Below are 24699 nucleotides of genomic sequence, written 5' to 3'. Positions count from 1 at the left end.
TTCAAATCACAGAAGTGAAACGGAAATCAGAATGGTTTCATGCCGATAAAAAAGAAACTATATACAGATGAAAAAAATACTGAATATAATATTGCTTGTGCTGATCACTAATTTGGCTTACGCCCAAACCAAAATGGTAAGGGGTGTGGTGGCAGATGATAAGGGCACAACATTGATTGCTACAACAGTTACAGAACAGGAAAACCCAAAGAATATTGTGATCACCAATACCAGTGGCGCTTTTAGCATTAAGGTTGGCGCCAACAGTACCAAACTAATCATAAGCTCTGTTGGTTACATCACAAAAGTGGTTACCATTACCAGCCAACCTTTAAATATTGTTTTAAAAGAAGATAATTCAAATTTAAATGAAGTGGTTGTAGTAGGTTTTACCCCGCAAAAGAAGATAACCAATGCCGGTGCAACCAGTACGGTGTCGGGTAAGGAATTAAGACAAAGTCCTGCTGCAAGTTTTCAAAATGCACTGGCCGGAAGGCTTCCCGGTTTGTTCCAGCAGCAAACCAGCGGTCAGCCAGGTGCCGATGCTGCTAATATTTACATTCGTGGGGTTAGTACTTACACAGGTGCATCTAACAGACCATTAGTTATTGTAGATGATGTAGAGTATCCTTACGAACAGTTAAGCCAGTTAAATTCCAATGAAATCGAAACCGTTTCCATTTTAAAGGATGCTTCTTCAACGGCTATCTACGGTATAAAGGGTGCTAACGGTGTAATTGCGATTACCACCCGAAGAGGCACAAATTCTGCCCCGAAAATTACATTCAGAAGCGATTTTGGTTTGCAAACACCTACCATCAGAAGAAAACCATTGGATTCTTATAACGCCTTACTTTTATTAAAGGAACAAGAGGTAAATGAAGGCAGAGACCCCAACCTGACCTATCCCGGACTGGTTACTGAGGAAGCGCTAAATCATTTTAAACTGGGAGACGATCCTTACCGTTACCCGAGCGTTAAATGGTACGATGAGGTTATGCGCAAAAATGCATTGCAGCAAAGCAACAATATCGACATTATTGGTGGTACTCAAAATTTAAAGTATTTCGTTGCGCTTGGTAATGTTAATCAAAACGGTATTTTAAAAGAGATAGAAAAAGATGAAAATTTTAACAGTAACTATTATTTAAAAAGATACAATATCAGGTCGAATGTTGATTTGAATGTAACTAAAACCTTAACCTTAAAGTTAGATCTTTCGGCCAGGTTTAATGAAATTAACCAGCCAAATCTTCCTGATGTACTGGCCGGTGGTGCCGTTTCTATTTGGCGAAGATTAAGCAGCGGACTTTTAAATCCATGGAATTACCCGGTTAAAAACGAAGACGGGAGTTACGGAGGCAGAAAATCAGCCACATTAAATCCGGTTGGTATTTTGCAATATGCCGGTTACAACAGAAACTATAGCAATAACCTTAACTTAAACCTAAAGGCTAACCAAAATTTAGATTTTTTAACCAAAGGGCTTGCCGCAAGGGTAATTTTGGCCTACACCAATAATGTAGAGTTTAACCGATCGTTAACCAGAGGGCGTTTCCCTACATATGCCTACCTGCCGGGATCGGATGTTTTAGATCCTGTTTTTCCGGAGCTAAGCAGGTTAGAACCACTTACGGCAACAACTACATTTGATGCCAACACATCCAGCTACCCCCTTCGTAAGATCAATGTACAAGGTATTTTAGATTATAACCGCCAGTTTGGAAACCACAATTTATACGGTCTGATTGTATACAACCAGTTAGCAGATATTTCTGGTGCCAATATTCCTGCAAATTTCAGAGGATATTCTGCAAGGGTAGGGTATAATTATAAATCGAGATACATATTCGAACTGAATGGAGCGTATAATGGTACCGACAGGTTCAAAGCAAGTAAAAGGAATGGTTTATTTCCGGCAGTAAGTGCAGGCTGGAACATTAGTGAGGAACCTTTCTTTAAAAAAGCCCTTCCTTTTATCAATTACATGAAATTAAGGGGCTCGTTGGGTACCGTTGGTTCTGATGATTTCCCGAATACTTACCGTTATATCTACGAAGAAATTTATAATGCGCCGGCAACGGCGGCAAACTCTTACTGGTTTGGCGATAATAACAGTTTACAGTATGGCATTACGCCCGGCGCCCTCGCAAATGAAGATGTAAGATGGGAGCAGGAGCGAAAACTGGATATAGGTACAGACATTAAATTGCTGAACAGTAAACTCGGGATTACGTTCGATTATTTTAACCACAAAAGGTATGATATTTTAACCGTTAGGGAAACTGTACCTAATTTCTCAGGTATTACCTTACCTCCGGTAAATTTGGGTATCGTAAATAATAAAGGTTTTGAGCTCGACCTGTCATACCAGAATAAACTGTCAGAAAACTTATCCTATTTCGTTAAGGGAAACATTTCCATCTATAAAAATAAAATAATTTACCGCGATGAGCCTTATAATCAAGGCAATCCCTTGCTGATGCGCACAGGTAGGCCTATTGGTCAGATTTATGGGTATACCAGCATAGGTTTCTATAATGATGCGGCCGATATTGCCAATAGTCCGACATCAGTTGGTCGCGCAGTTAAACCTGGCGATTTGAAGTATGCCGATATCAACAACGACGGAAAGATCGATCAGGGTGATATAGGCCCGATTGGCAACCCGAATATCCCTCAGATCAACTACGGTTTTTCATTAGGCACAAGCTACAAAGGTTTTGATGTTTCGGTGCTTTTCCAGGGGGCTGCAAAAGGAAGCTTAAGCGCTTCTACCATGTTCCAGATTGGGAATGTGAACGGTACACCTGCCGAAATACACTTAAAAAGATGGACGCCGGAAACCAAGGAAACGGCAGAATTACCACGCTTAGGTGGCGCCAACTTTGATCAGTCTACTTTTTGGTTACGCCCAACAGATTATATCCGACTCAAAAATGTAGAACTCGGCTATAATTTCAGTACCAAACTGATCAGTAAAATCGGATTATCAAATGCCCGCATTTATGCCAATGCTGCAAATCTGATTACCTGGTTTAACCTGAAGATTTATGATGTAGACCCTGAGTCTATAAATTCTACAGGAACAGTAGAGGCCTATTCATCCTATCCTCAACAAAAAATTGTAAACCTTGGCTTACAGGTAACATTCTAATATATAAACAGATGAAAAATATAAATTATTTAAAAACTTTAACATTAGTTGGTTTATTAGCGATAGGTGCTGTTGCCTGCAAAAAAACTGATAGCAGTAGTTTTTTGGATAAAACAGATGTAGGGCAGCTCAATGAAGCGACCGTATTTGCCGATAGTTTGTTAACCTTTAGGTTTTTAACCGGTATTTACACCGGTTTAGCCGGAACATACTATCTCGATAATGGCTTAACAGGTGGTGGTTTGTGGTCGTACAGCGATGCATCAGACGATTCGGATATCGTATGGAGTGGTGCTACCGCACAAATAGCACCCGCCTTTAATTCGGCAACATTTCAGAGTCAGGCCGATTTTAGCCGGTTTAAGAACCACTGGAACAATTGTTACAATAATATCAGGCGGGTAAATGTTTTTTTGGCAAACGTAGACCGGTCTCCGATTTCGGCCGCCAGAAGAGCAACTTTAAAACTGGAAGCCCGGTTTTTAAGGGCTTATTATTACTGGCATTTACTACGTAATTATAGTGGTGTGCCAGTTATTGGCGATAAAGTATACGCCATAACCGACGATTTTGGTTTAGCCAGGTCTACATTTGCCGAAACTGTAAATTATGTGGTGAGCGAATTAGATGCCTGCGCAGCTTTGCCTGTAACCACACAAATTGAAGATTTCGGACGCCCGACAAAAGGTGCTGCATTGGGTTTAAAATCAAAAGTTTTACTCCTGGCTGCCAGTCCTCTTTTCAACGGGCAAAATCCTGGTACAGGTGCCAATAAAAATTTGGCAGGTTATGAGAATCTGGATAACAATAGATGGAAACTGGCTGCAGATGCCGCAAAGGCGGTAATGGATATGGGCATATACAATTTGGTAAAAGACAATACAACTGCCCCTGGTTACGGGTATTATCAGATGATGATTACCAGAAATACCCCTGAACATATTTTTCAGGTCATGAAATCGACAAACAGGTGGTACGAAGGTTTTCTGCTTCCGGTTTCCCGCGGCGGGCAGGCTTACTCTTATCCAACCCAGGAATTGGTAGATACCTATCCGATGAAAAATGGTAAAAACATTAAAGAGGCAGGCTCTGGTTACGTAGAAGCAGATATGTACAAAGACAGGGATCCCCGTTTTTATTATTCTATTTTATATGATGGCAGTTTGTGGTTAAACAATACCACTAACACCAAAACGGTAGTGAATTTATATGCCAATGCTCCAGGCGACGGTTTAGGTACCTCAGGTTCTACTAAAACGGGCTATTTATACCGTAAATTTTGTCACGAAGGTGCTGGCGGCAATTTTGGTATATCCAATAATATTGGCCTGGTGGCCATCAGATATGCCGAGATATTATTGAATTACGCAGAAGCACTTAACGAATTTAGCGGACCCAGCACAGAAGTGTACCAGGCTGTGGAGCAAATCAGGGAAAGGGCTGGTTTAGTACCATTTCAATTGCCATCGCAGCTAAGCAAAGAGCAAATGAGAGAAGTAATCCGCAATGAGAGAAGGGTAGAGTTAACCTATGAAGAAGCGATCAGATTCTTTGATATCAAAAGATGGAAACTGGCAGAAACTTTAATAAATGGCCCGGCAAACGGGATGCGTTGGACACGTAGCGGATCAACCGTTACCGGAGCTCGTTTTTCTTTCGAAACAAGGAGATTTACCAATCCTCAAATGTATTATTTTCCTATTCCACAATCAGAAATTAACAAGAGTACAGTACTGATTCAAAATCCAGGATGGTAATGGTGAGTTGAAAGCTGGGCGAGCTGGACGTTTCGTGATGACAAACCCGATTGGGAATCTTAATGCGGTAAGCACTAAGATTCTCATCCGGGCTACAGTGACGACAGGTTTAAGATGACTACGATATTCGTTTGCTCCGCCTGGTAATGAAGGACCCAGTTATAAAGCATTAAAAAATGAATCTATTGACTAATGAACTATTGATCAAATGACGAAGCAATTTACTCCGGCACAATCTCGATCTACCATCGATATCAGAACACTTGAACCCATTATATTTTATTCAGGAAAGCAAGATGAACTGCATATTTTTTTAAATGAAACCGAATATGGCGAACTGATTATCAAGTCGCTATCTCACGACCAGATTCAGGTTAAAGCGGTAGTGCTCGACGAAACAGATGAAAAACTAAACTGGAAACAGGATCACAAGGGGCTTAGGATATCGGTGCCAGAAACATTGCTGATCAGCAAGGAAGCTGCGGGGAGGGTGGTAAAGGTCACTTTTTAACAAAAATGACAATGATGAAATAAAAATCAATTAATCAAATAACCTCAAACCATTAAACATGAAAAACAAAAAACAACTTTGCTTTGCACTGCTTTTGATGATTTCAAGTGGCCTTTTAATGACTGCCTGTAAAAAAGCACCCGTTTCAGAACCAGAAACGTTTAGCGCAAAACCAACCACGTTGGCACTAAACCCGGGAACCACTCCGCCGAGTTTCGTAACCAATACCAAAAACTTAAACATTGTAATGTTTGTGCCAACCGATAATCCGGCGCTTTCTGATTACAAAACCCGCCTAACCTCTTTATTGGTTCATTTTCAGGGCTGGTTCCATACCGAAATGTTACGATATGGCTATGATAAATACATGGGGCTGCCCAAAATCGATTCAACCGGATTGGTGCGTTTTATCGAAATACCAGCTCAGTTCGGACAATCGGCTTATCCTTACGATGCCAGTATTTCGGCAACTAAAATCCTGAATGAAATTGCTGCTTACAAAGCTACCCATGCATCAGAGTTCTCTAATTCGAGTCACACGCTGATTTTATTGCCGCAGCGTACAGATGGTAGTTTTGATCAGCCCTTTTATGGTTATGGTAAAAATTGTTTTGCTACTGATAATTTAAACATGGCGGTTGATAAAATTCCTAATGCAACATCAAATTTACTTGGTGGCATGCTGCATGAGCTTGGACATGGCTTAAATTTACCACACGATCATGCCAAATATGCTTCAGAACAACCAACCTTAGGTACTTCTTTAATGGGATCAGGAAATGTAACTTTCAGTAAAGGCCAGCCAACATTCTTAACCGAGGTTGATGCGGCCATTTTGAACCGTAATGAAGTGTTCCAGAATCCTTTGCCTACAGAAATACCTTACGAGGCAGCTACTACCACGATTAATGCGCAGTTTGCCTACAATGCAACAACGCAGGCTTTTACTGTTACCGGTTCGTTTACCAGCAATAAAGTGGTAAATGATATTTTGATTTACATGGATCCGGATTTGGGTAGTAGTGATGCTGATTATAATGCAGTGGCATGGAGATCGAACCCGGGTACCGGAAATACCATTTCGGCAACCATCCCGTTTAGCGAGCTTTATTATAAAAATAACGAAGCGTACAACATCAGGGTGAAATTGCTCTTGAAGAATGGAGGCAATGTGAGCAAAACCTATTCATTTTCATTTTTGAATGGTGTGCCGCAAATTGGGGCTAATGGTTCTGCTAAATTCCATCAGAATTCCAGTTATGGAGGTTATGGTGTATCATTACCTGTTGGCCAGTATACTACTGCCGATTTAATTAGTCGTGGCATTAGTAATAACGATATATCATCTGTTAATTTAGGTCTTGGTGTTAAAGTAATTATGTATGATGGAGATAACTTTACCGGAAGCAGTATAGAACTCACCTCATCAAGCACCTTTGTTTCTACCTTTAACGATAAGGCATCTTCGATAAAAGTAATTGCCGTAAACTAAACAGCTATGAAAAATCTATATCAAATTGGCTTACTAAGCCTGGCTTTTTCAATCTCTGTTTTCGCATGTAAAAAGACCAATGAGCAGGCAGACAGCACAGATACTTTTAGTTTAAAAAATAAGCTTACTGCAGTTGGTCCTGTATCAGGTATGGTGGCTCCGGTTACGCAAACGTATACCGAAAATGTGGGCAGTCAGGCGGTAGCTAACAGACTAATTCAGTCCAATCATAACGAAATGTTACCTACCGGATATTATGTGGCTGCAAACGATTCTATTTATGTTACGGTTGCTCAAACCAGCGGGACCCGTTTGCCTCAGCTGGTATTAGGTACACCATTTAGAGATAACATTAGACCCGTGCGTACTTATTACACCTTACAAGTAGGTTTAAATAAGATTAAAGCCGATCAATATGGTGGAATGGCCTGGGTAAAATATGTAAGTAGCGCTACTCCGGCAGCATCTGCAAGTCTTAGCTTTGGTAAAGGTTTTAAGCCTGTACCTTATTTTAAGAAAAATGTTACTTCAAATGCCGATTGGTTAACCATGCTCGATAGTTTAACTAATGTACCTGATGTTATCATCGAAACCAGTCGTGCCATTGTGGTTGCCCGCAGGGATGATGCAATTACTTATAAAACCGACGATCAGCAAGCGGTGAGTACTAAAATTGATCAGATTATTGATGCAGAAGATGCTTTTAGTGGCATTGATGGATCTACAGCCTTGCATACCGCAGGGTCATATAAATATTTGATCACCGTTAAAGACCCTGCAAATTCAGGTGATTACATGGCTGCGGGGATTGGGATTTTTTATATCCGTTCTTTAACTTATCGTATTCTGCAAAATGCAAATGTTAGCGGAGTTTCGGGCTGGGGATTATGGCATGAGGCTGGGCATATCCATCAACAAGGTCCGTGGACCTGGACAGGTTTGACCGAGGTTACGGTAAACCTGTATTCGATGGCTGCCGAACGATATTTTGGTGTTACACCTTCCCGCATGAACCGGGATGGCAAATGGACCTCGGTTGATAATTATTTTAGTATTGCTCAGGCTAACCGTAATTTTAATGGTACAGTTGCCAATGCGAATGATACCAGGTTGGGGATGTTTTATCAGTTGTGGCTCAAATATGGCGATGCCTTTTACATTACGCTGCATAAGCAAACCCGTACCGAAAATCCTTCATTAGCTAACGATGCGGCTAAAATGCGTTATTTTATGCTAAAGGCCTGTACGATTAGCGGAAACGATTTAAGCGATTTTTTTAAAAAATGGGGCTTGCCAGTAACACAATCCGTTTATAATGAAATTACAGCTTTGGCTTTGCCAGCGCCTGCAGTTGATTTGACAACCTTGAGAGATTAAATTAAAAAAAATACACTCCGGAAAATGGATTCCGGAGTGTAAAATATAAGTTAATGAAAAAAAAATACTTGTTTACCTTATTTACGATAGGTCTGGTAGCAAACTTGTTTGCACAAACAGGTCCGATAGATCAATTTAAAGCTGAAAAATTCGGTCTGTTCCTGCACTGGGGTTTGTATGCGCAAACTGCCGGCGATTGGAAAGGTCACCGGGTTAAAGGAGGAGAGCATTTTATGCTGTACGAACGCATTCCGGTACAGGAGTATGGGGCCATTGCTAATCAGTTTAATCCCATCAAGTTCGATGCTGATGCCTGGGTTAAAAAAGCCAAAGAAACAGGCATGAAGTATATCGTTTTTACAGCAAAACATCATGATGGTTTTGCCATGTATAACTCGGCCAGTAGCGATTATAATATTGTAAAAAGAAGTCCGTTTAAACGCGATCCAGTTGCAGCGCTGGCGAAAGCCTGTAAAAAATACAACATCACGCTTTGCCTTTATTATTCCTTGGGGAGAGATTGGCAAGATCCGGATGTGCCAACCAATTGGCCTGTAAAAGCGGGCAGAAGCAATACCTGGGATTATCCGAATGAAGATGCTAAAGTTTTTAACCGCTATTTCGAAAGAAAGGTTAAACCACAAATTACAGAGCTTTTAAGTAACTATGGCCCGATTGGTGCAATTTGGTTCGATACACCCGAACTCATCAGTAAAAAAGAGAGTGCAGAACTTAAAGCATTGGTTGAAAAAATACAGCCAAACTGCCTGGTAAACAATAGAATTGGAAATGGTTATGGCGATTTTTCAATTTCTGAACAATCTTTATCTCCATCATCAAAAAAAGCCTGGGAATCTTGTTTAACCATTGGTCAAAACTGGGGTTACAATAAACACGATAGCGTTTGGAAATCGCCCGAAATGCTGGTGAGGCATTTGGTAGAAGTAGTGGCTAACGGGGGTAATTTATTGCTAAACGTTGGACCGAAAGGTGATGGTACCTTTCCGGATTGGGCAACCGAAAGATTAAAAGCTGTAGGTAAATGGATGGATATTAACCAGGAGGCCATTTACGCCAGCCACCCATGGTTAGCCGTAAAAGAAAACAGCAATGAAAAGAGCGATAATAGCTCCATTGAAGAAAGTAAAAACGCCATTAAAGATGCTGTTTTTGACGGTACACCGAAATCTGTAACACCAGATGTTTATTATACGGCAAAGGATAAGAACGTGTATGTTTTTTTAAGGAGCTGGCAAAAACCAGGTGTACAGTTAAAGCAAATAAACAAAAGTTTATTATCTGTTAAAAATATTGAGCTTTTAGGAAACAATAAGAAAATCGAATGGACCATCAATAATGAAGGCCTCAACCTGAATTTACCCGTTGATTTTAAAAAAGGAAATCAAATTCCTGTTTATGTATTGAAAATAACAACCAAATAATGAGGTTACTATATACATTATCTATAATACTTGTTTACTCAACGGCCTTTGCACAGCAAGCTGGAATTATTCCTATGCCGCTGCAATTTGCAAAAGGCAGTGGTTACTTTACGCTTAATAATCACAGTAGCATTGGTTATCATAACGAACAGTTAAAAACGATTGCTTACTATTTTCAGAATGAATTATTAAGTCAAAAAGGAATTACCCTTCAGCAGAAAGCTAAATCGGCAAATATTGTCCTGGTGCTAAAGGCAGGTCGCAGGCAGGCAGATTCATGTGCTTACCAGATCAGTATTAAACCTGAACAGGTGACCATTTCTGCTACGCACCCTAACGGGATTTTTTATGGAATAATCTCGTTGCTGCAATTGGCGCTAACCAGTAAAAATAACCAGCTTCCGGTAGCAGAGATAAGCGATGCACCAGCTTATGGCTGGCGTGGCTTTATGCTCGACGAATCGCGCCATTTTTTTGGCAAACAAAAAGTAAAATCCATTTTAAACTGGATGGCCTTTTATAAGCTAAATACCTTCCATTGGCATTTAACCGATGAACCATCCTGGCGCCTGGAAATTAAAAAATATCCTAATTTAGCCCTTATTGGAGGCATTGGAGATTATTTAACACCTAATTTACCCGCTCAGTTTTACACACAAGCCGATATTAGGGAAATTGTAGCTTACGCTGCAGAACGTTACATTAAAGTGATACCCGAAATTGATATGCCCGGGCATGCTACTGCAGCCAATCGGGCTTATCCCGAATATTCAGGAGGCGGTTCAGCAGGGCACCCGGAGTTTACCTTTAATCCTGGCCTGGAAAAAACCTACGGTTATTTAACCGATATTCTAAAAGAAACCAATGTGCTTTTTCCTGCCGGATTAATTCATTTAGGTGGAGATGAAGTGAGTTATGGAAATGAAAAGTGGAAAAGCAATGCCGATATTTTGAAACTCCGCGAACGCGAAAAGCTTAAAGATGATGCTGCAGTAGAACATTATTTTATGAAACGTATGGCCGATTCGCTCTATCAATTAAACGCCAGGGCTATTTTTTGGGATGAAATGGCCGAAGCCGATTTGCCGAAAGAAAAAACAATTATGTTTTGGTGGCGCCAGGAAAAACCTGCCCAGCTCCGTACTGCGTTGAGTAAAGGTTACCAAACGGTTTTATGTCCGCGTTTGCCCCTGTATTTCGATTTTGTTCAGGATAGTACGCATCAATATGGCAGGAAATGGAACAAACTGTATAGTCCGATTGAGCAGGTTTACCAGTTCGATGCACAGTCTTTTACTGAAAATGAAAAAGAAAAACAGCTTATTTTAGGTATTCAGGCCAACCTTTGGACAGAAACAGTAGATAATGATAACCGTTTAGATTATTTGCTTTTTCCACGCATTGCTGCCCTGGCAGAGGCTGCATGGACGCCACAAAAACATAAAGATTTTAAAATCTTCAGCAATAATTTAAGCCAGCATCTGACGCTTTATGGCAAAGCAGGGCTTTATTATTATCATCCTTCAAAACCCTTGCAAAACCCCGAAATACCGGTTAGGAGAAAGAAACCATTAAATTATAAAGATTAACAAGAACACGCATAAAATTTGAATATGAAATTGTCATGATTTTCAAAACCACACCGTATAATGATTAAATCATGGCAGCTTCATTACAAAAGAAAACAAAATTAAACAGATGAAAAATATATTAAAGTTTGCCCTAGTTAGCCTTGCTGCTATAGCTGCAGTAAACCCTGCAGATGCACAATGGACAGGACCAAAGAGCAAACCGACAAAAGAAGTGGAAGTTAAATACGGAACATTAACGCCACCGCACCGTACCGATGCAGATATGGAAGCTTTTCGGAGCTATGGTTTGGGGCAGTTTATCCATTGGGGAATTTATTCAATTGCGGGTAACGAATGGAACGGGGTAAGCGCAAGGGGTGGTGCAGCAGCATCAGAATGGATCCGTTCATGGGGAGGGCCTACCGCACCAAAAGACTGGGCCAAAACTTACGATAACTTGTACAAACAATTTAACCCTAAAAACTTCGATGCCAAACGTTGGGCTAAACAAGCTAAGGAAATGGGGGCAAAATATGTGATTTTTACAACCAAACACCACGATGGTTTTGCTCTTTGGCCGACAAAATATTCTGATTATAATATTTCTGCATCGCCATATAAAAAGGATATTGTGAAACAGATTGTAGATGCTTATACTGCCGAAGGTATTGATGTATATCTCTATTTCTCGATTTTAGAATGGAATAACCCAAATTATATGGGTAAAGCCCCAAAAACAGACGAAGAAAAAGAAAAATTCGGTAAATTTTTGGCTTATACCCGAAACCAGCTTTTAGAGCAGCTGGATAACTATCCGAAAATTAAAGGTTTCTGGTTCGATGGTACCTGGGATGCCTCCTGGAAAAGTGCCTACGAATTTACCTACAATTTAGAAAAAGAACTCCGCGAAAAACACCCCGGATTAATTATTGGCTCACGTTTCCGTAACGATGAACACGGATCGCGGCACTTCGATTCGAATGGCAATATTTTAGGCGACTACGAACAAGGCTGGGAGCGTAAATTACCTGCAGAATTTGAATGGTTAAACGGTCATGATTGGGATGCGGTTATGACTATTCCGCCTAACGGCTGGGGTTATATGAAAGACTGGTCGGGAATTTATACCAAAACCACCGACGATTTATTGGATATGCTGATGCGTTCGGTATCTATGAATGGCAATTTTGTGTTAAACTTTGGTCCCGATGGAAACGGTAATATGCATCCGGAGGAGGATAAAATTGCCAGGGAAATGGGCGAATGGATAAAACTAAATGCCGAGGCTGTGTACGGGGTTCGCCATGCCGCATTAACACCTTCCAAATTAGGCTACTTTACACAAAAGGACGATAACCTTTATTTAACCGTTTTTAACCGACCTGTAAATAGTCTTGTGCGTATTGCGGTGCCTAAAAATGCCAAACAGGTTCCGGGTACAGCTGCGCTTTTAATCAATAGCAAAAAACTGGAATTAAAACAGTCGGATATCGGATTGGATCTGGATAAGAACACCTATTACGATGTAACACTGCCAAATGATTTTCAGCCCAATAAGGCATTTGTAATTAAGATGAAACTGGAAGCACCGAAAGCAAAAGCAGCAAAGTTAATGGATGCTAAAATGTAGGTTAATCGCCCGTTATTTTATTGAATTTTTTTACTTCAGTACGGTTTAAAGCAAAACCGAATGATGATCATATCGAATCAGGCTTCCTGACAAAAGGAGACATTAGCCAGGTTTTGATTGAAGATTTAAATGTAAACGATAGGTAATATACAGGTTGATTAGTGCCCTATTTTACCGTCTATATCAAGCGCGCATCAAGACTGGTTATCTGATGTTACGCCTGGTAAATACATTTATTTTGGTTAGTTAATGATTGCGTAGCGATGGATGTTGCTGCGCAGTCTTAATACTAACCTAATGGGGATACATCCATATCATTTAATATTGAATTAAAACGGCATCGTAATTTTAACAATTTCATAACGCCAGTTAATCATCTTACTAATAACATCGTCTCATCTTTGTTTAAACTTAACCAAATAATAAGCGGATTTTAAACACAATGATATGAGACTGATTTCTTGCATGGCATTATTAATGGTTATACCAGCAGTTGGACTTTTAACCCGGGCGGATAAATTTACTGATCACAAAGTGCCTGATGCCCCAACGCATAAGCACACGGTGAGAGATTCAGCTTCGTTTAGTTTGTTTAAAGCTAGTGGTACAGCTTCTAAGTTTGATCATAAACCAGGAATATTTACATCTGATTATCGGTTGAATTTTTTTAAGCCTGTATATTTCCATTCAGCGCCTTTATTAACCATTAATCAGCTAAAGTAGTACCTTAGTTCACTGGTCATTAGTTCAATTGTTCATTCGTTTGCTCATATGGTGCCAGATATTTCTTTCTGACACCACGTTTAAACTCCAGGTTCGAAATGGTAATCTACTTATCTTCCCACCAGGCTAAAGGAAACTTAATTTCATCAACAGAGCTGGCAATCATATCTGGTTTAAAAGCATAATGGCCTAAAGTATCCTTACTTGAAATGCCCGAAAGTACCAGAATGGTTTTATATCCCATCTGAACACCGCCTTGTATATCAGTTTCCATGGTATCGCCAATAACAGTGGTTTCACTGGTTTCCAATCCCAGGAATTTACGTGCAGAACGCATCATCACCGGACTTGGTTTACCTGTAACAAAGGCTTTTCTACCGGTAGCTTCCTCAATCATTGCTGTGGTTGCCGCAATACCGAGGTTGTTCCATCCTGGTTTTTTAGGTGATGGATCTCTGTTTGTGGTGATAAACTTGGCTCCCGCAAGAATCATATCCACAGCACGCTGTACCATTTCGAGTGTAAAGTTTCGGCCTTCACCCAATACCACAAATTCCGGATCGGTGTTTACCAAAGTAATGCCATGATCGTGTAAACTGCTTAGTAAACCACCTTCTCCCAATACATAAGCGGTACCAGCCGGGCTTTGGTCGGATAGAAATTTTCCGGTAGCCATTGCACTGGTATATACATGGCTTTCTTCTACTTTTATTCCCAGTCCCTTTAATTTACGTACCACTTCTAAAGCCGTTCTTTGACTGTTGTTGGTCATAAATGCAAAAGGAATATCTTCGTCAATTAAGTTTTTAATGAATTTATCAGCACCAAATATCAATTCTTCCCCGCTGTAAATCACCCCATCCATATCTATTAATAATCCTTGTTTCATGTTTTTTGTAGATTTAATCTGTTTAGGTGCAAACTTAATATTTTCTTGTTCAATCAGTGTTAAGATAAAGTCTTTCAGCGGTCAGTTTTTAGCCCAAACTTATTCGCTGTGTTCGCATGATATTTCATGCTGTTCATCGATTTAATGAAAAATTAATATTCGAATTGTAGCATATCCTAAGTTTATACCGTATTCATAGAAAATTAAATGATGAGAAACGCTTTTAAAATAACCGCCATCTTTTTTATTGCATTAAGCATCTTGAGTGCCTGCAAAAAGAAAACTGATAACCCCATGGATTTTACCATTGATGCAAAAAACCTAACGCTATGTAGTGAAGGAAACTGCTCATATGAGTATGTTAATTATGCAGCTATGAGCGATCAGCAGATGGCACTTACAACAGGACAACACCGGATTTTCTTGGCTACAAAAAGTAATAACTTTAGTACCACCCGGGTATATATCCTGGCGCCTATGCTGGGTGATAAATTTTTACTAACGGATGCTGATATTCTGGCTGGAAAAGTAAAACATCTGTTTTCTTGCCCTACATGTGATTATTTCAACTTAACTCCAATTGCAGGAACGGTTAAAGGAATTAAAGTGGCGAGCATGAATAGCTCAGCAGAAAAATGGCTGCTTGATGCAAATATTGTTTTAGCTGCCGAAAAATCCAGCAAACCTGTAGATACGCTTCACATTAAACAATATTTTAATTTAGCCGTAAAGTAAGAAAGCTTGCCTATATAATAATTAGATGTACATAGGCGCCATTTTTCGCCAGTAATGGGGGCGGTGCGCATTACTCTCCCAGGTATGAAACTGGTTGGGAACACCTTTTTCCCATAGCAGGCTACTCAGGTGTTGGTTGCCACTTAAAAAAGGATCCGTTTCGCCTACGGCCAGAATAATTTCCATGTTTCTAACTGCCGATAACAACCGGTCATCATTTAGGTTGGCTATATACTGGGCAGGCATATTAAAATAAACCTCATCGCTGTGAAATCCGTTCAGCAGGTCTCTAAAATCGCCTATGTTATCCGTAAGGTCGTACCTTCCGCTAATGCCGACTGCTTTTTTGAATAACCAGGGGTATTTCATGGCCAGGTTTATCGCGTGATAAGCCCCCATGCTGCAACCGGCAGTTTCTACATAATCGCCACCATTTTTTTGATAAATAAGCGATAATACTTCTTCAAGGAGATATTTTTCATATTGTAAATGCCTGTTGATCCGTACCGATGGAAATACCTCATCATTATAAAAGCTCTCTCCATCTATGCTGTCTACACAGAAAATTTGAAGTTCACCATTTTCAATCTGCGTACTTAATGAAGCGATAATTCCCCAATTTTCGTAATCGTAAAACCTGGCCATTCGGGTAGGAAAAAAGATAACTGCTCTTCCGGCATGGCCGAAAACCAGTAGTTCCATATCCCGTTGGAGATGATGACTGAACCATTTATGATATTCCCTGTTCATTAACTTCAATTCTTTTGCGGAAAATTAAGGCATGTATGTTATCGGGATATTAATTGAGCGTAATGATTAACCTAATTTCTCTCTAACAGTAGTGGCCCATAAACGATAACCTTCTTCACTCAGGTGAAGTCCGTCGTGATCGTAAAGTGCCGGATTTGGGTTGCCTTCTTTGTTGAGCATTTTCTTAAAAACATCAATAAATTTCCAATGGCTGTTGAGTTTAATAATTTCGCTTTCGATAAGGTTATTGGTATACCTAAACTGATCGGCCATTTGCCAGCGGGTAAGGCTGGGTTTTAAGGAAATAAAATAACAGGGCAGTATGCCAAAGCGTTGGTTAACCTTAACCATCAGCTGCTGGAAAAATATAAATATCTCTTCCGGGTTTCTGCCATCGCCAAGGTCGTTATCGCCCGCATATACCACAAGTGCTTTAGGCTTGTAGTCGATCATGATCCGCTCAAAAAACCATACACATGCGGCTAATGTAGAACCACCAAAGCCTAAATTAGTTACTTTCATGTAATCAAAATCATCCTCCAGACTATTCCATAAACGAATAGATGAACTGCCATAGAAAATAACACCCGGATGCTCCCGATCTAAGCGATGCGCCCTTTCCAATTGTTTAACTTCTTCTTCGTACCAGTACATACCGTTAAAGATAAAAATATCTGCCTCCTGAAGAAATGTATTGTGTGTTAAGTTTATGTTATGAGCTATGGGGATGGTGGTTTAGTAGTTCATTAGTTCATTGGTTCATTGGTTCATTGGTTCATTGGTCATTGGTTCATTGGTCATTGCTCATTAGTTCATTAGTCATTAGTTCATTGGTCATTTGTTGATTGAGTTTTTAGTTCATTCACACGAAATCAGCACTTAATGACCTGAATTTCTTAATGGTTGAGAAATAAAGTTTGACGCTTTTTTACCATTAAGGATTTAAGAACATTAAGTTGAGCTATTGTCCTTAACTAATGGTTGAGAAGTATGGTTGTATAGAAGTCTATTTGTTATATAATTCCAAAGAAATATAACTTAATGCCCTGAATTTCTTAATGGTCAGGAAATAAAGTTTGAAGCTCTTTACCATTAAGGATTTAAGAACATTAAGTTTGAATCCAAGGAAATATAACTTAATGCCCTGAATTTCTTAATGGTTGAGAAATAAAGTTTGAAGCTCTTTACCATTAAGGATTTAAGAACATTAAGTTTCAATTATTGCCCATAACTTATTCGTTAGGTAATGAAATTGAAAGATGGCTAAATTGTTTCGGGCTGTCCCATTTTTTTAAGAATACGGTAGTGGGAGCGGAGTGCTGATATAAAAGTGGCGTTTTCGTGATAAGGCAATCCAAATTCCAAGGCTGTTTGTTTTACGATTGTGGAGATTTGTCCATAATGTACATGGCAAATTTTTGGGAAAAGATGGTGTTCTATCTGCCGGTTCAATCCACCAAGAAAGAAAGCTGAAATAGGGCACTGGGTAGCAAAGTTAGCGGTAGTACGCATTTGATGTTCTGCCCAGGCTTCTTCCATATTACCTTCGGCATTGGTGGAAGGAAAAGTGGTTCCTTCTACTACATGAGCAAGTTGAAAAACAAGTCCCATGGTTAACCCTTGCGCCATGTGTAACACAACGAAACCGATGGCAACCTGCCACCACGAGACTGCCATAAACAATATCGGTAAACCAATAAAAATAAAATAATACAGAAACTTATAGAAAAAGAGGTTAAAGTATTCAACTTTCGGATGCTTGTTCTGACAGGCACCAACACTTTTTTGAAAGAACTTTTTATAATCTTTACGAAATACCCAGGAAAGCGAAGCCAAACTATATAAAGGAAAGGCGTACCATTGCTGGAAACGCTGATGAGGTTTTAACTCATCTTCGGTACAGATCCGTATTAAGCCTGGTGCCACTTCAATATCTTCATCATGACCTGGGATATTGGTATAAGTATGGTGCACCACATTGTGCGTAATGTTCCATACATATGGATTAGCCCCAACCATATTAAAAAGAAAACTGAAAAATGAATTGGTGCGTTTAGAGCTCGAAAACGAACCATGGATGGCATCGTGACAGATATTAAAACCAATAAATGCACAGGTTGCGCCAAGTAAAATGGTAAGTCCCAAAAGTATACTGATGTGAACGTTTAAAAGGAGTATAGCAAAGTAAAGTGCCAGAAATATGGTCAGGAAAAGACAGGCTTTGAACCACATCAGTACATTGGCATTGGTACTTCTGTTGTGCGTTTTAAAGTGGTTGTTTACTCTGCTGCGAACTTCAGCGTAAAATGTATTTCCCGGTAAACATGGGAATTTAGCTTTTGATTTCATGATCTTGTACCCTTATCTACCCCATGTACGAGGTCGATACTCCAAGTTCATTAAGCTTTATGTATAACCTGGCTAATGCGCCAAGCTTAGTTATAAACGTAAACTAATTTGTTTTAGTTTTCGACGAAGGTAATAAATTAACTGGTGAGTTTTGCAGTTAAAAGACACCTACTTGATTTCGTTGATCAGGATATCTAAACCAAAGCCAGTGGTTTGCAAGATGAGCGGAAAGTTGGGATTGTTTAAAATCCAGAGTTCCAATTTGCCATCTTCACTAGCTACATTGGTTGCATCAACCTCTTTGTCGCCAAATTTAAGTGGTTTTATACCTGTTTCCTTTGTTTTGAACTTAATGGTGTTATAGGTAAACGTTTTATGGTCTACCAATGATTTATATGCTTCTTTCGAAATCAGTCCATATGTTTCATCATCGCCTAGCTTTGTGATTCCCTGCAGAGGTTGTTGTGTATAGATGGCCTTACCATTTTCAAAAGCTTTTTGGTTGATTTCGAACTCACCTTCGCCATAGCCTTCTACAAACCAGGCAAAAGTAATGGGCGCTTCAATGCGCTTAATGGTAAAAAGCACAGGCACATCCCTGCTCTGAACATAAACTGTTGCGCTTAAGGTGGTACCTGCCTTAATTTCGGGCATTACTTTTTGTGCCTGGGCCACCAACAAAAATCCTAAGCAGTAAAAAGTGAAGATAATTTTTTTCATAATGGATTTAATTTTCTTGTCAATGACCTAACCTTACGAAATTATTCAATTTAACTGAAATTGAAAATACCCATGTCTGTTAACTTTATGTTAAGCAACTGACGCATAGCTTCGTAAAACCAGGGATTTGTGTAGAGAATTGGGATTGATCTGTTTGGGCATAGGATTTTATTGCATCCTTATCATTCCGGAAAAACATGATAGAGAACTTGATTTTACTGAACCCAAATAATACGCTGGCTTAGTTCAATCCTGCTGCAATGAAGAAACAACAGATAAGTATTGGTAATACATACAGCGATCATATATTTTTTATCCTGGTGGGCAGTCCGTTACGTTTGTATAATGCTAATATAAGGCATACAAATTTAGCCCAGCCATAATGGTTTGGGAATTAAAATGAACAAAAACACAGGCTACTCGCTGTAGTTCCTCTTATTAGCAGCATAAACATGGTACCAAATGTACAGAATCCATATTAATACCACGGTGCTGTAAACCAATTCGGGTTCAAATGAATCCCTTGTAATTAACAGCGCAATGGAGGATATCAGGGCAGTCAGGAAGAAATAAAGAATATTTTTCATAACGTACTGATTTAATGAATGTTGGATTTAGTAAATATAATAAAATGTATGCTATAATTCAAGTTATTATGAAAATAATTTACCTGATTGTGATGATGGAAGGTTTTTCTTCAGTTTTTAAGGTGTTTTTTGCTTATTTAATAGCTGTTTTTCTGATTTCTAATGCAATTATGGCTGTTTCTCGGGGATTATACCGGGTAAAGTCAGGAATTTAATTTTTGCTATTAATAAAAGGTATAAGACCTTGTCGCTACGCATAAATTAAGAATTAAAACAACACAAAATTGTGGCATAAGGAAATTTATATTTTTTTGTAAGTTTACGCGACACAAACTAACCAGAAACAATAACACACAAATGATTAAATTCTCTTTAAGCTTAATTTCTTTCACCCTAGTTTTTTTTGGATTAAAAAACTTTTTTAGCGAACCCAGGATACAACGCGTATCACCCCCCGAATTAACGATAACCAATTTTGCAGGTCCAGATGTTACACCCAGTCCAGCCTGTTTAGCAGTCGCACCAACAGGAGAAGTATATGTTGGTGTGGATATGATCGGCTCATTAGGTAAAGATCCTGGAAAAGGCCACATCCTTAAATTAATAGATAAGGATAACGATGGTAAAATGGACGAACATGTAGATTTTGCCGAAGTGGATAATCCCCGCGGTATTATTGTTCAAGGCAGCCAGGTATATGTATTACACACCACTTTTTCGAAAGAAACAAAACAGGCTACCGGCATGAATTTGGTTGTTTTCGAAGATAAGGATGGCGATGGTAAAGCTGATGGACCTGAAAAACCACTTATTGAGCACATCAGTAATGCCAAATATATCCGCGAACGTGGTACCGACCATGCCACCAATGGTATAAGAATGGGGATTGATGGATGGATTTACATTTCTGTAGGAGATTTTGGATTCCATGATGCTGTAGACCGTTCAGGTAAAAAATTAACCATGTTAGGCGGCGGGATTATGCGCGTTCGTCCTGACGGAACTGAAATGGAAGTATATACACATGGTACACGTAATGTTTATGATGTAGCGATCGATCCTTACATGAACGTTTTTACCAGAGAAAATACCAATGATGGTGGAGGATGGAATGTTCGTTTCTCGCACCACATACAATCAGGTGAATATGGTTACCCTGTTTTATTTCAGAATTTTACTGACGAGATTATTCCGGCACTTGCCGATTTAGGTGGAGGATCGGGTACCGGCGCGTTATTTATGGATGAGCCGAACTGGCCTGAACAATATAACCATGTACCAATGATGGCCGATTGGGGCAGAAGCATGCTTTATATTCATCGAGTAACTACTGATGGGCCTACCTTTACCCAAAAAGACGAAGATTTTATTAAATTACCTCAAATTACCGATCTTGATGTAGACGGTTCAGGAAGATTGTATCTGTCGGCATGGGATGGCGCAGGTTATTCTGGCAGTCCGAATAAAGGTTACATTGTTCGTGCTGTGCCAAATAACTGGACATATAAAGCTTTTCCTGATGTTAAAAAAGCTTCAATTAAAAAACTAACCGAGTTACTTAAATCCAATAGTGCGGTAGGCCGTTTAACGGCTTCGCAGGAATTGGTTGCACGCAACAATAAACAAGCTATTGCAACGGCTTTAAAAGTAGCTTCCGATCAGGGTTTAGCACTTGATGTACGTATTGCTGGTATTTATACTTATGCACAGCTGACCAAAGAAAACGGTATCGCTACTTTAGTTGAATTTACCAAAGATAAAGCAGTTAAGGAATTTGCATTAAAAGCACTTGCTGATCGTAAAGGCAGTATAGGTAAAGTGCCGGTTGAACCATTTTTAGAAGGTTTAAAAGATCCTTCTGTTCGCGTTCAGGCTGCTTCGATAATTGGTTTAAACCGTTTGGGCAGGGCAGAAGTTGCCAATGTGCTTTTACAAACCAAGGTCCCTGCTTCGTTTACAGCACCTGCAAAAGGCACCGAAGGACCTCATGCAACACCTAATTCAGCCATTATTTTGCCTCACTTAGCTGTTCGGGCCTTAGTTGATCTTCAGGCAGTAGATGCTTTGCTTGCTGCGGTAAAAACTGAAAATTCTACCCTTGCGCTTTGGGCATTACGTTATATACATACTGAAAAAGCAGTTAACGGGCTGATTGAAAACTACAAACAATCGAATGATGAAAAATTAAAACAACAGATCCTGGTTACCTTAGGCCGTTTATATAAAAAAGAAATTGCCTACGATGCGAGCTGGTGGTGGGGTACACGCCCTGACTCTCATGGCCCATATTTTAAGGCGGTTTCGTGGGAAGGTTCTCCTATCATCGAGAAATTTCTGAAAGAAGAAGCAACCAAAGCCGGAGCGCAGGGAAAACAGTTTTATGTTGATTTAAATGCACGCCAAAGGATGGATATCCCTGAATTTGCCGAAGAAGAAAAAGTAGCGGCTACTGAAGAACCAAAAATTGATCTGGATAAAATCAAAAACAAAAAAGGTCAGGTAGGTAAATCATCTATCGAAGATGTGTTGCTGGCTATTAATAAATTACAGGGCAATCCTTTAAAAGGAAGAAATATTTTCAATAGTCAGGGTTGTGTAGCCTGCCATAGTTTAAGCAAGAGCGAGAAAATGAAAGGTCCGTTTATGGGACAAATTGGCTCTATTATGAACCGTGAGCAGATTGCAGAATCGATATTGAAACCTAATGCTTCTATTTCTCAGGGATTTGCTTCGGTCATGATTAGTGCTAAAGGCGACCGTACCTATATGGGGTTCATTACAGAAGAAACAGCTGCCAAAGTAGTGGTTCGTAATATTGCAGGTGAGGTTTTTACCATTAAAGCAGGCGATATTTTATCGAGAAAAGAAATGGAAACTTCGATGATGCCGGAAGGTTTGGCTAATTCATTATCATATGAAGAATTAGCTTCGCTGGTTACTTTTTTATCTGAACAGAAAAAATAGTTTCCCCTATAAAAATTTGATAAGGATGATCGTTAACCCATGAAGAAAAATCAGCTTATCACAATCATATTTACCATCATAACCTTGTTTTGCTCAACGCTTGCAGTCGGGCAAAACAAGGAAATTGATTCTACTTTTAAGATGCCTCCGCATCCAAGGTTACTGATAAGCCACGAGCTTGAAACACAGATCTTAGAAAATGTCAGGCGCGATCGGAGGTTTAAACAAATCCATCAAGCCATACTATCAGCAGCAGATCAGGTTTTAAATAAACCTGCATTAGAACGCATAATGATTGGTAAACGTTTACTTGATGTATCAAGAGAAGCACTCAAAAGAATTTATTACCTTTCTTATGCTTACAGGTTTAGCCACGATAAAAAGTATGTAACCAGGGCTGAAAAAGAACTGCTTGCTGTATCCGGCTTTAAAGATTGGAACCCCAGTCATTTTCTTGATGTCGGTGAAATGACTATGGCTTTGTCAATAGGTTACGATTGGTTATATCAGGATTTGCCCCAATCAACCAGAAATATAGTGGCGCTTGCCATTCTCGAGAAGGGAATACAACCTTCAACAGATACTAAATATAACAACTGGTTAAATATTACCAATAACTGGAATCAGGTATGTAATGCGGGAATCACATTTGGTGCAATTGCTACTTTTGAAACGCATCCCGCTTTATCCGCCAAACTGATTAACCGTGCAATAAAAAGTGTAACCCTACCCATGAAACAATATGCGCCAGATGGGGCTTATCCGGAAGGTTATGGCTACTGGGAATATGGTACTTCTTTTAATGTGATGTTTATCAGTGCTTTGGAGGGCATTTTTCATCAGGACTTTGGCCTGAGCGCTCAGCCGGGTTTCCTTAAAACGGCTGATTACCTGACTAATATGACGGGGCCTTCGGGCACTCCTTTTAATTATTCTGATAGCCGGGCGGTTGCCGAATTTAATCCGGCACTTTTTTGGTTTGCATCCAAACTAAAAGATCCCGGCTTATTATGGGTAACCAAGCAACAGCTCGATGAACAAATGCCTTTACAGAATAGGTTGCTGCCATCGGCAATGATCTGGGGCGCAAAATTATCGCTTAACCATATTCAACCTAAAACTGCACAATTTTGGACCGGAAACGGCCCTAATCCGGTGGCTTTAATGCGCAGTTCATGGACTGATCCCCTGGCTACTTTTGTTGGATTTAAAGGTGGTTCGCCTGCTGTTAGCCATGGCCATATGGATGTAGGTTCTTTCATCATGGAATCGCAAGGCGTACGATGGGCAATGGATTTTGGAATGCAGGAATACGAATCGCTCGAATCAAAAGGAATTAATCTTTGGGACAGCAAACAAAATGCACAGCGCTGGAAAATATTCCGTTATAATAATCTCGCACACAATACCCTTTCAATCGATAGTACCTTGCAGAACGTAAAGGGAAATGCTGCTTTCATCAGTAGCAGTGATGATGGTCAGTTTATGAACGCTGTTGCCGATTTGAGCACCTTATATACTGATAAACTAAATAAATCAATTAGAGGGGTCGCTTTGATTAATAAAAAAACGGTGCTGATCCGTGATGAAATAACTGTAGGAAACACAGATGTAACTCTTCGGTGGTCGATGGTTACACCTGCAAGGGTGCAGATTATTGATGGGCATACCATCGAATTAAGTTACCAGGGCAAAAAATGTTATCTCTTCGTTGATGCCAAAAGCGAAGTTAAAATGAAAACCTGGTCGACGGATCCACTTACCGATTATGATGCCAAAAATCCAGGTACTTCAATTGTAGGATTCGAAGTAAGGCTCAAAGCCGGTAGCGAACAGGCCATATCCGTTTTTATAGATGCGCAATCCCCCTCACCAAAAAGCTTTTCTGCTCAACCCATATCCAGCTGGGCTAAAAATAATAAGGCCGGTAGTTAACGTGTTTTCTAAGCCTCCATTTTAAAGGTCGTTCTTTCTAAAAACGGATGAAGATGAATTTTATTGTTATTGTCGAGCAATTTTTAGCATAAAATTGCGCCAGTTGTTTT

18 protein-coding genes are annotated in these 24699 nt (G+C 39.7%); 12 read left to right on the top strand and 6 right to left on the bottom strand.

Features of this window, described 5'->3' with window-relative positions; genetic code table 11:
- The first annotated feature begins 67 nt into the window (after positions 1 to 67).
- From AC07YT_RS16005 to AC07YT_RS15965, 9 genes are all read left to right on the top strand, one after another.
- Entirely contained in the window at positions 68 to 3157 is a 3090-nt protein-coding gene (locus AC07YT_RS16005; protein WP_086546581.1) for a SusC/RagA family TonB-linked outer membrane protein, read from the top strand.
- An 11-nt stretch (positions 3158 to 3168) separates the two neighbouring features.
- Positions 3169 to 4914 (top strand): RagB/SusD family nutrient uptake outer membrane protein, encoded by a 1746-nt coding sequence (locus tag AC07YT_RS16000; RefSeq protein ID WP_086546580.1) that lies wholly within the window; start codon positions 3169 to 3171, stop codon positions 4912 to 4914.
- Positions 4915 to 5122: 208 nt separating this feature from the next.
- A complete protein-coding gene (locus tag AC07YT_RS15995; protein ID WP_086546579.1) occupies positions 5123 to 5425 on the top strand; it encodes an alpha-L-fucosidase C-terminal domain-containing protein in 303 nt (100 codons plus the stop codon).
- Positions 5426 to 5483: 58 nt separating this feature from the next.
- A complete protein-coding gene (locus tag AC07YT_RS15990; protein ID WP_086546578.1) occupies positions 5484 to 6917 on the top strand; it encodes a beta/gamma crystallin family protein in 1434 nt (477 codons plus the stop codon).
- Positions 6918 to 6923: 6 nt separating this feature from the next.
- On the top strand, positions 6924 to 8294 hold the full coding sequence (locus AC07YT_RS15985; RefSeq protein WP_086546577.1) for a M60 family metallopeptidase: 1371 nt from the start codon (positions 6924 to 6926) through the stop codon (positions 8292 to 8294).
- 53 nt (positions 8295 to 8347) lie between these two features.
- A complete protein-coding gene (locus AC07YT_RS15980) occupies positions 8348 to 9736 on the top strand; it encodes an alpha-L-fucosidase (RefSeq protein ID WP_086546576.1) in 1389 nt (462 codons plus the stop codon).
- Entirely contained in the window at positions 9736 to 11325 is a 1590-nt protein-coding gene (locus AC07YT_RS15975; RefSeq protein WP_086546575.1) for a beta-N-acetylhexosaminidase, read from the top strand. Before AC07YT_RS15980 ends, AC07YT_RS15975 begins: the two co-directional genes overlap by 1 nt.
- Positions 11326 to 11434: 109 nt before the next feature.
- Positions 11435 to 12937, top strand: a complete 1503-nt coding sequence (locus tag AC07YT_RS15970) for an alpha-L-fucosidase (protein WP_086546574.1) — start codon at positions 11435 to 11437, stop codon at positions 12935 to 12937.
- Between the two features lie 447 nt (positions 12938 to 13384).
- On the top strand, positions 13385 to 13660 hold the full coding sequence (locus AC07YT_RS15965; protein ID WP_145954247.1) for a hypothetical protein: 276 nt from the start codon (positions 13385 to 13387) through the stop codon (positions 13658 to 13660).
- Between the two features lie 106 nt (positions 13661 to 13766).
- On the opposite strand, the gene AC07YT_RS15960 is transcribed toward AC07YT_RS15965, so the two are convergent.
- A complete protein-coding gene (locus AC07YT_RS15960; protein WP_086546572.1) occupies positions 13767 to 14549 on the bottom strand; it encodes an HAD-IIA family hydrolase in 783 nt (260 codons plus the stop codon).
- Between the two features lie 207 nt (positions 14550 to 14756).
- Between AC07YT_RS15960 and AC07YT_RS15955 the strand changes: the two genes are divergently transcribed.
- Positions 14757 to 15284, top strand: coding sequence for a hypothetical protein (locus tag AC07YT_RS15955; protein ID WP_145954246.1), 528 nt, complete (start codon positions 14757 to 14759; stop codon positions 15282 to 15284).
- Between the two features lie 21 nt (positions 15285 to 15305).
- On the opposite strand, the gene AC07YT_RS15950 is transcribed toward AC07YT_RS15955, so the two are convergent.
- The 5 genes from AC07YT_RS15950 to AC07YT_RS15930 all read right to left on the bottom strand — a co-directional run bounded on the left by AC07YT_RS15950 (position 15306) and on the right by AC07YT_RS15930 (position 19690).
- Positions 15306 to 15986 carry an esterase family protein gene (locus AC07YT_RS15950; RefSeq protein WP_086549339.1) on the bottom strand — a complete coding sequence of 227 codons (681 nt, stop codon included), beginning with the start codon at positions 15984 to 15986 and terminating at the stop codon, positions 15306 to 15308.
- A gap of 114 nt (positions 15987 to 16100) precedes the next feature.
- Positions 16101 to 16688: a GDSL-type esterase/lipase family protein gene (locus AC07YT_RS15945; RefSeq protein WP_086546570.1), complete on the bottom strand. Its 588-nt coding sequence runs from the start codon at positions 16686 to 16688 to the stop codon at positions 16101 to 16103.
- A gap of 609 nt (positions 16689 to 17297) precedes the next feature.
- Positions 17298 to 18383 carry a fatty acid desaturase family protein gene (locus AC07YT_RS15940; RefSeq protein WP_086546569.1) on the bottom strand — a complete coding sequence of 362 codons (1086 nt, stop codon included), beginning with the start codon at positions 18381 to 18383 and terminating at the stop codon, positions 17298 to 17300.
- 168 nt (positions 18384 to 18551) lie between these two features.
- A complete protein-coding gene (locus tag AC07YT_RS15935; protein ID WP_086546568.1) occupies positions 18552 to 19103 on the bottom strand; it encodes a hypothetical protein in 552 nt (183 codons plus the stop codon).
- Positions 19104 to 19519: 416 nt separating this feature from the next.
- Complete coding sequence (locus tag AC07YT_RS15930; protein ID WP_478356738.1) at positions 19520 to 19690, bottom strand: hypothetical protein; 171 nt, start codon at positions 19688 to 19690, stop codon at positions 19520 to 19522.
- 357 nt (positions 19691 to 20047) lie between these two features.
- Here AC07YT_RS15930 and AC07YT_RS15925 point away from each other — a divergent pair, with 357 nt between their 5' ends.
- Together AC07YT_RS15925 and AC07YT_RS15920 are read left to right on the top strand one after the other, a co-directional pair.
- On the top strand, positions 20048 to 22654 hold the full coding sequence (locus AC07YT_RS15925) for a DUF7133 domain-containing protein (protein ID WP_086546566.1): 2607 nt from the start codon (positions 20048 to 20050) through the stop codon (positions 22652 to 22654).
- Positions 22655 to 22693: 39 nt separating this feature from the next.
- Positions 22694 to 24589: a heparinase II/III domain-containing protein gene (locus tag AC07YT_RS15920; RefSeq protein ID WP_086546565.1), complete on the top strand. Its 1896-nt coding sequence runs from the start codon at positions 22694 to 22696 to the stop codon at positions 24587 to 24589.
- The last annotated feature ends 110 nt before the right edge of the window (positions 24590 to 24699 follow it).

It is taken from the genome of Pedobacter sp. GW460-11-11-14-TSB4, assembly GCF_059423705.1.
The sequence above is the reverse complement of the archived record's forward strand: the minus strand, read 5'-3'. Positions and strand labels throughout refer to the sequence as shown.

Bases quoted from the DNA above. Each gene is read 5' to 3' on its own strand.
- AC07YT_RS15975 (WP_086546575.1), top strand. From the start codon at position 9,736: ATGAGGTTACTATATACATTATCTATAATACTTGTTTACTCAACGGCC.
- AC07YT_RS15970 (WP_086546574.1), top strand. From the start codon at position 11,435: ATGAAAAATATATTAAAGTTTGCCCTAGTTAGCCTTGCTGCTATAGCT.
- AC07YT_RS15930 (WP_478356738.1), bottom strand. From the start codon at position 19,690: ATGAAAAATATTCTTTATTTCTTCCTGACTGCCCTGATATCCTCCATT.
- AC07YT_RS15990 (WP_086546578.1), top strand. From the start codon at position 5,484: ATGAAAAACAAAAAACAACTTTGCTTTGCACTGCTTTTGATGATTTCA.
- AC07YT_RS15920 (WP_086546565.1), top strand. From the start codon at position 22,694: ATGAAGAAAAATCAGCTTATCACAATCATATTTACCATCATAACCTTG.
- AC07YT_RS15925 (WP_086546566.1), top strand. From the start codon at position 20,048: ATGATTAAATTCTCTTTAAGCTTAATTTCTTTCACCCTAGTTTTTTTT.
- AC07YT_RS16000 (WP_086546580.1), top strand. From the start codon at position 3,169: ATGAAAAATATAAATTATTTAAAAACTTTAACATTAGTTGGTTTATTA.
- AC07YT_RS15955 (WP_145954246.1), top strand. From the start codon at position 14,757: ATGATGAGAAACGCTTTTAAAATAACCGCCATCTTTTTTATTGCATTA.
- AC07YT_RS15960 (WP_086546572.1), bottom strand. From the start codon at position 14,549: ATGAAACAAGGATTATTAATAGATATGGATGGGGTGATTTACAGCGGG.
- AC07YT_RS15950 (WP_086549339.1), bottom strand. From the start codon at position 15,986: ATGGAACTACTGGTTTTCGGCCATGCCGGAAGAGCAGTTATCTTTTTT.
- AC07YT_RS15965 (WP_145954247.1), top strand. From the start codon at position 13,385: ATGAGACTGATTTCTTGCATGGCATTATTAATGGTTATACCAGCAGTT.
- AC07YT_RS15935 (WP_086546568.1), bottom strand. From the start codon at position 19,103: ATGAAAAAAATTATCTTCACTTTTTACTGCTTAGGATTTTTGTTGGTG.
- AC07YT_RS15985 (WP_086546577.1), top strand. From the start codon at position 6,924: ATGAAAAATCTATATCAAATTGGCTTACTAAGCCTGGCTTTTTCAATC.
- AC07YT_RS15995 (WP_086546579.1), top strand. From the start codon at position 5,123: ATGACGAAGCAATTTACTCCGGCACAATCTCGATCTACCATCGATATC.
- AC07YT_RS15945 (WP_086546570.1), bottom strand. From the start codon at position 16,688: ATGTACTGGTACGAAGAAGAAGTTAAACAATTGGAAAGGGCGCATCGC.
- AC07YT_RS15940 (WP_086546569.1), bottom strand. From the start codon at position 18,383: ATGAAATCAAAAGCTAAATTCCCATGTTTACCGGGAAATACATTTTAC.
- AC07YT_RS15980 (WP_086546576.1), top strand. From the start codon at position 8,348: ATGAAAAAAAAATACTTGTTTACCTTATTTACGATAGGTCTGGTAGCA.
- AC07YT_RS16005 (WP_086546581.1), top strand. From the start codon at position 68: ATGAAAAAAATACTGAATATAATATTGCTTGTGCTGATCACTAATTTG.